This is a genomic window from Clostridium bornimense, from assembly GCF_018917145.1.
Taxonomy (GTDB): domain Bacteria; phylum Bacillota; class Clostridia; order Clostridiales; family Clostridiaceae; genus Clostridium_AN; species Clostridium_AN bornimense_A.
The window spans coordinates 1-6976 of the sequence record NZ_JAHLOD010000088.1 but is presented as its reverse complement, the minus strand read 5'-3'; the positions used below and the strand labels follow the sequence as shown (position 1 = coordinate 6976).

6 protein-coding genes are annotated in these 6976 nt (G+C 28.3%); 3 read left to right on the top strand and 3 right to left on the bottom strand.

All coding sequences use genetic code 11. The features are described from left to right. Nucleotides 1–274 precede the first annotated feature (274 nt). Complete coding sequence (locus tag KQI30_RS16255) at nucleotides 275–538, bottom strand: CD3324 family protein (RefSeq protein WP_216464397.1); 264 nt, start codon at nucleotides 536–538, stop codon at nucleotides 275–277. A gap of 229 nt (nucleotides 539–767) precedes the next feature. Continuing rightward, a complete protein-coding gene (locus tag KQI30_RS16250) occupies nucleotides 768–1733 on the bottom strand; it encodes a tRNA dihydrouridine synthase (RefSeq protein ID WP_216464396.1) in 966 nt (321 codons plus the stop codon). Nucleotides 1734–1915: 182 nt separating this feature from the next. On the opposite strand from KQI30_RS16250, the gene KQI30_RS16245 reads away from it, so the two are divergent. Continuing rightward, a complete protein-coding gene (locus tag KQI30_RS16245; RefSeq protein ID WP_216464395.1) occupies nucleotides 1916–2335 on the top strand; it encodes a ribonuclease Z in 420 nt (139 codons plus the stop codon). Further along, nucleotides 2335–3300: a DNA/RNA non-specific endonuclease gene (locus KQI30_RS16240; RefSeq protein ID WP_253287550.1), complete on the top strand. Its 966-nt coding sequence runs from the start codon at nucleotides 2335–2337 to the stop codon at nucleotides 3298–3300. Before KQI30_RS16245 ends, KQI30_RS16240 begins: the two co-directional genes overlap by 1 nt. A 173-nt stretch (nucleotides 3301–3473) precedes the next feature. Here KQI30_RS16240 and hcp read toward each other — a convergent pair whose 3' ends face one another. Further along, a complete protein-coding gene (gene hcp, locus KQI30_RS16235) occupies nucleotides 3474–5147 on the bottom strand; it encodes a hydroxylamine reductase (RefSeq protein ID WP_216464394.1) in 1674 nt (557 codons plus the stop codon). Between the two features lie 427 nt (nucleotides 5148–5574). Between hcp and KQI30_RS16230 the strand changes: the two genes are divergently transcribed. Then, nucleotides 5575–6819 carry a choice-of-anchor A family protein gene (locus tag KQI30_RS16230; protein ID WP_216464393.1) on the top strand — a complete coding sequence of 415 codons (1245 nt, stop codon included), beginning with the start codon at nucleotides 5575–5577 and terminating at the stop codon, nucleotides 6817–6819. Nucleotides 6820–6976 lie beyond the last annotated feature (157 nt).

The window sequence follows — 6976 nt, the reverse complement described above, 5'->3', positions numbered from 1 at the left end:
TTTTTTGCCTTCATTAAAGGTCTTTTTGTCATGCTTAAATTTAAATTATTTCTTTAATTTACTACCTTAAATTTTCAAAATGGTAGTGTTTTTTGTTATATTATTTTTTCATAGCAAACTTTACACTATCCTTTTAATGAATAAATTACCTCTTAAATATACTATAAACTGCATAAGTCACCTAGGATAAAGATTTTTTTTTAACATTTATTACACAAAAATGACCTCTCCATATCAAAAAATTATTGATAAGAAAGGTCATTACTAGCTATATTTAAGTACAATATAAAATTTTCTTAATAGAATCATAAGAAAGATGATACTCTTCCATCAGTTCCTTAATAGAAGCACCACTTAACTTCTTAGTTCTTATTTCAACATTTCTTTTATTTAAAATACTTTTAATCTCGGTATTACTTCCCCAAGGTTTTCTAGTTTTCTCTGTATCAGGAATATACATTATTCCTCCTCTAAAATACTTCTGAACTTCTTTTAATAGTTCCTCTGGAAGTACTTCTTTTCCATTTATATATGCCATGTTCTAAACCCTCCATTTATTTTCTTTGGAGTACAACACAGTCACATATGATTTTGCGATTTAAACCATAAAATTTGCTCTAGCCAACTTATCGCTCTTTACACATATACCGTGTTGTCTAGAGCATATATGGTGCTTGATTTGATTTTTTTATAGAAGTTAACTTTTTCAACATTCCACGTTCCCCCATTGATAAATTCGTAATTTTATTATATCATTCCTTAGATTACTAATCTATATCACTAAATAATCCTGCACCTTTTATTATTTCTTGTTCATTAAATAAACTAGCAACAGCATAATTATAATCATCTAATTTTTGCGCTTTTCTTATCTTCTTAGCATATTTCTTATTATCAGAAAAAATATAAATCATATATCCCCATAATTCTTTCATCCTAAAAATTGCGTTTTTATCTTCATTAAATAATTCCCTATATTGCTGAAAGATTTCATCGTGAAAATCTTTTAATACTTTCTTATCTAAATAATTGTCATCCTTAATTTCACTTATTAAAGCTGGATTGGCTAAAATTCCCCTTCCAATCATAATAGATTTCACTTTTGGAAAAGCATTTATAAATTTATCATAATCGGCAGTTGTAAAAATATCGCCATTATAACATATTGGGTTTGTACTTAGTGATAATGCATCTTTAAATACTTCTAAGTTAGGTTTATTTTTATAAAAATCTTCTCTTGTTCTAGGATGAATAATCAATTCTTCCAACGGATACTTATTATATATTTTTATTAGTTCATAAAACTCATCTGCACTATCTCTTCCTATTCTAGTCTTAATAGAAATTTTCATATTATCCATTTTAAATACTTCATCTAAAAATATATCAAGGTCCTCTCTTTTAGCCAAAAAACCTGAACCTCTATATTTTGAGACTACAGTACCAGCTGGACAACCTAAATTTAAATTTACAACATCATATCCAAGTTGCTGTAACTTTTTAGCTGTATTAATAAAATCCTCTGAATTATTAGTAAGAACTTGAGGAACAATATTTATATCTTTATTGTTTTCAGGTAAAACATCTCGCAATTCTTTTGTTTTAAGACTTGTACCTTTATTAGTAACGATAAATGGCGTAAAATACTTATCAATATTATTAAAATACTTTTTATAAGTATTTCTATATATATATCCTGTAATGCCTTCCATTGGTGCTAAATAAAACTTCATATGACTACTCCTCATTATCTTAAAATTCTACAAACATTATAGCAGTGTTCTTTTTTCTTATCTAGTTTATTTTCTCTATTAATGACTACAATTACCACATTATTTTATATATTTTCTAATCATTTTACATTAACAATTTGATATAATAACTAAGTATAAAAATAATGTGGGGAGGAATGAAGATGAATGTCATTGTTTGTCTAGATAATAATAATGGAATGATGTTTAATAAAAGAAGACAAAGCCAAGATAAATTGCTTAGAGCTGATATAAAAAGTTCATTAAAGAATAATATTCTTTATATGAATGAATATTCTTATAAACTCTATAAAGATATTGATAATAATAATATTAAAATATCTCCTGATTTTCTTACTGAATGTAATGGTGACAATTATGCATTAGTAGAAAATATATCATTAAAAGCTTATATTAGCAAAATTGATTCCATAGTAATCTATCGTTGGAACAGAGATTATCCCGCTGATCTATATTTCGATATAGATTTGAAAAATGGAGAATGGATTCTAGATGAAACCAAAGATTTTCAAGGTTCATCTCATGAAAAAATAACAAAAGAATTATATAGGAGAAAACACTAATGAAAAAAACATCTAATGTAAAAAGAATTTTATTATGTGCATTTATGTTAATAACACTATTATCTACAATAGGATGCACAGATTTCAAAACTGGACAAGCTATAAACAATAGTAATAGCTCATCTAACAACTTACTTAGCTCGTCAAATAACTCAGCAACAATCTCTGATATACCAGCTTATTCTGGAAAACCTTATGTGGAATTAGACGGGAATAAACCTAATTTTTCTTCATCTGATTTTACAACAAAGTCTTTTGAAAATTATAGCCCATTAGATAATTTAGGTAGATGCGGCGTTGCTTTTGCTAATGTCGGAACTGATATAATGCCTACATCAGAAAGAGAATCTATTAGTTCTGTAAAACCAACTGGATGGCAAACAGTGAAATATGATTCTGTAAGTGGAAAATACCTCTATAATAGATGCCACTTAATTGGATTCCAATTAACTGCTGAAAACGCTAATGAACTTAACTTAATAACTGGAACACGATATTTAAATGTTGATGGAATGTTACCATTTGAGAATATGGTAGCCGACTATGTTAAAGAAACAAATAATCATGTTTTGTATAGAGTGACACCTGTATTTGAAGGTAATGACCTTGTAGCAAAAGGTGTTCAAATTGAAGCGATGTCTGTTGAAGACAATGGTGAAGGAATTGAATTTAATATATTTGTCTACAATGTACAACCTGGAATAAATATTGATTATAGTAATGGTAACAGTTCATTAGCTACAGATGACAAAGTAACTAATGACAGTACTTCGGCTAATACTTCTAATAGTTCTTCATACCAAGATTCCTCATCAAAAACTATAATAAGAGGTAATTCTAAATCTAAAATTTATCATTGTCCTGGTCAAAGAGATTACGATAATATGGCAGACTCTGAATACCTAATAAATTTTAATTCTGAGACGGAAGCTATAGATGCAGGATACAGAAAAGCTAAACGATAAAATAGTGTAACTACATAGCAAATAAAAATCTCCAATAAAAAGAGTTGTCACAAAAAATGTGACAACTCTTTTTGTAATATATTTCCTAAAAGCTTGACTTATACCTTAAAACTAATAAGATAAATTATCACTAATAAAGATTTATCAACGCAATAATTTCTTATAATAGTATTTTATATTCTTTGTTGTAAACATGACTTCAAGTCATCCTCAGGTGTGCTTATTGGTTTTAAATCAAATGTATCAACCAAATATTGAAGAACATTTGGGCTAAAAAATGCTGGCAATGTTGGTCCTATGTACATTCCTTTTATTCCAAGAGACAACAATGCCAATAAATCTGCTACAGCTTTTTGCTCATACCATGACAATACTATAGAAAGTGGAAGACTATTTACATCTGTTTCAAAAGCATCTGCAAGAGCTGTTGCTATTCTTACTGCAGAGAACACATCATTACATTGACCTACATCAAGAAGTCTTGGAAGACCTGCAACTTCACCAAATTCAAGTTTATTAAATCTATATTTACCGCAAGCAAGTGTTAATATTATGCAGTCATCTGGCACCATCTTTGCAAATTCAGTATAATAGCTTCTTCCTGGTCTTGCGCCATCACATCCTCCTATTACAAAGAAATGTCTTATTTTTCCGTCCTTCACTGCTTTTACAATATGTTCTGCATGACTTAATGTAGCATGATGTCCGAATCCAACTACTATTTCCTTTGGTTCTTCATCTTCTTTAAATCCACCTAGTTCTAGTGCTTTTTCTATTATTGGCGTAAAATCCTTTTCTCCATTTTCATTTTTCTTTATAAATTGAACTCCATCCCAACCTACTACATTAGTTGTAAAAATTCTATCTTTATATGATTCTCTTGGTTTCATAAGACAGTTTGTAGTCATCAAGATACATCCTGGAATATTATCAAATTCTTTTTGTTGATCTTGCCATGCTCCTCCATAGTTTCCAATAAGATGTTTATATTTTTTTAAACTTGGATATCCATGACATGGTAACATCTCTCCATGAGTATATACATTTATTCCTTTTCCTTCGGTTTGTTTTAAGATCATCTCAAGATCTTTCAAGTCATGTCCAGATACTATAATAAATGGACCTTTTTTAATCTTTACATTTACAGTATGTGGCTCTGGGTTCTTATAAACAGTAGTATTTGCTTCATCTAGTTTCTTCATTACTGCAATACTCATTTCACCAGTTCTCATAGTCCATCTAATAAGATCTTCTACTGATAAATTATCATCACATACTGCTTCAAGAGCTCTTACATAAAAATTATCAACTTCATCATCATAATAACCTAATTCTCTTGCTTGATGACCATATGCGCTTATTCCTTTTAAACCATATACTATTGTTTGTCTTAATGAACGTATATCTGGATCTAAGTCCTTATCATACATAATACCTGCAATCTTTGAATCTTTTAACATCTCTGACTTAGTGTTACTTAAAGTATATGTAACATGTGCAGTATCATTTTTTATTTTACCAACTTTCTTTTTTAGTTCATCCTTTATTCTTTGAGATTCTTTAAGCATTTCTACATGAACATCTGCATCAAAATTAACATTTGTAAGTGTGGTAAACAAACTATTTTCAATAAATCTCACTATTGATTTATCTACATTTTCACCTTTTTTTATTAATTCATTTGCATAACAACTTATACCCTTTATTTGAAATATTAATAAATCTTGAAGATTTGCAACTTCAGGTGTTTTTCCACATACTCCTAATTTAGTACATCCTTTTCCCCCTGCTGTTTGCTCACATTGATAGCAAAACATAGGATATTCCATATCCATATTATTACTCATAAGATTTTACATTCCTTTCTTAACACAAATAATTAAATATATTCAGTTTTAATATTATCTACTTTTTTATTTCCCTAACCTAGGTTACTTTATTCAATATATTTATTTTTTTCATTGATTTTTAGGTTTAGCTTGGTTTACAATAACATAAATATGATTATGTAAACTAATATTTATCCAACACTATACATAAATTATTTTGTCTTTTACTTCTCATTCTATGACTTCTCCATATTTTTCGTATATCTGTAGTCTTATTTCTACATTTTTCTCTTCATTTTAATATAAATTCGTCATTTTGAAACATTTTTCATAATTTTGTATCACATATTGACAATGATATACACCCGTAGTATTATATTACTAGCCGTTAGGTATATTTTCCATATATTCAATCAGTTAGCATCAATGTAGAGAGGTGTAAATTATGAAACAGAAATTAAAAAAACTATTTTCAATTCTAATGATTCTATGTATATGCTTATTTTCTATTGATTCAAGCAATATATATGCTAATAATAACTCTAATGTACTCGGTACAGCATCGGATTTTAGTATATTCGTTATAAATGATCATGTACACAAGTACTCTGACTGCACAGGAAGAATTGCTGTTGGAAACAACGCAACTTATGAACATTATAGTATAGGTAATTCTTTAACTTCTTCTACTACAAGAAGTGATTTAATCGTAGGAAATACCCTAAATGCTATTGGTGGAAATAATTTTAATGGAAATACATCAATCGGAACTAACGGAAAAGTTATTAATTATACAATGACTAATAATAATAACGTTGCAAATCAACCTAGAAAAGAAAATATTATTAACTTTAACAGTGAAAAAAAATATTTATATAATACAACTAAGGAATTATATTCACTATCTGCAAATGGTAAAGTTTCTAATCATTATGGACAACTAAATTTAGTAGGTAGCGATAGTAAGCTAGTAGTTTTTAATATTAAAAATGAAGAAATTCGTGACATTAATGGTATTAATATAGACGTTCCTGAAACAGCAACTGTACTCATCAATATACAAGGTAAAAATGTTAGTATAGGAAACTTAGCTATGTTCTATAAAATGAGCACTCCTTCAGAAAAAGTTTTTAGAAAATGGTTGTGGAATTTCCCTGAAGCTGAAAATCTAAATTTCTATGGAATTTCAGTAAAAGGAAGTATATTAGCACCACATGCTACATTCAATGCAACAGGATCTGGTAATATAGAAGGTACTATTATATTAAATAATTTCTATAATTATAATTCAGGATTTGAAGTACATAATTACCCTTTTAATGGAACTGTACCAGGAAAAAATTCTGATACCAAACCAGATAAAGATACACCAGGAGAAGAAAAACCTACTACTCCAACTACGCCTACTATTCCAAAAGAAGACGTAACTGTTCCTGATACTCCTACTTCAGGAACAAGTGACAATAATAATAAAGATAATAATACAACTAAAAATGATAATATCGAAGAGGGCACTTTAGGAGTAAGCGATATAAAACAAGATTCTAATGAAGATAATAAAAGTGACACTGCATCAGCATCAGCTCTTATTAAAAGTGTAAAGACTGGAGATTCAAAAAATATTCTTGCTTCATTTAGTATAATTATCGTTAGTAGTATAGCTTTATTCTTCTTACATAAAATTAAATAATTTTCTTAACTTATAATATAAAAGAGGCTGTCGCACAATGATATGATACCTCTAAAGTAGACATGGTAAATAACCAAAATCTACTTTGGAGGTATTTTTTATGGGAAGACAATATAAATATTCTTTTGAAGATAAAATCAAGGCAGCAAAAGATTAT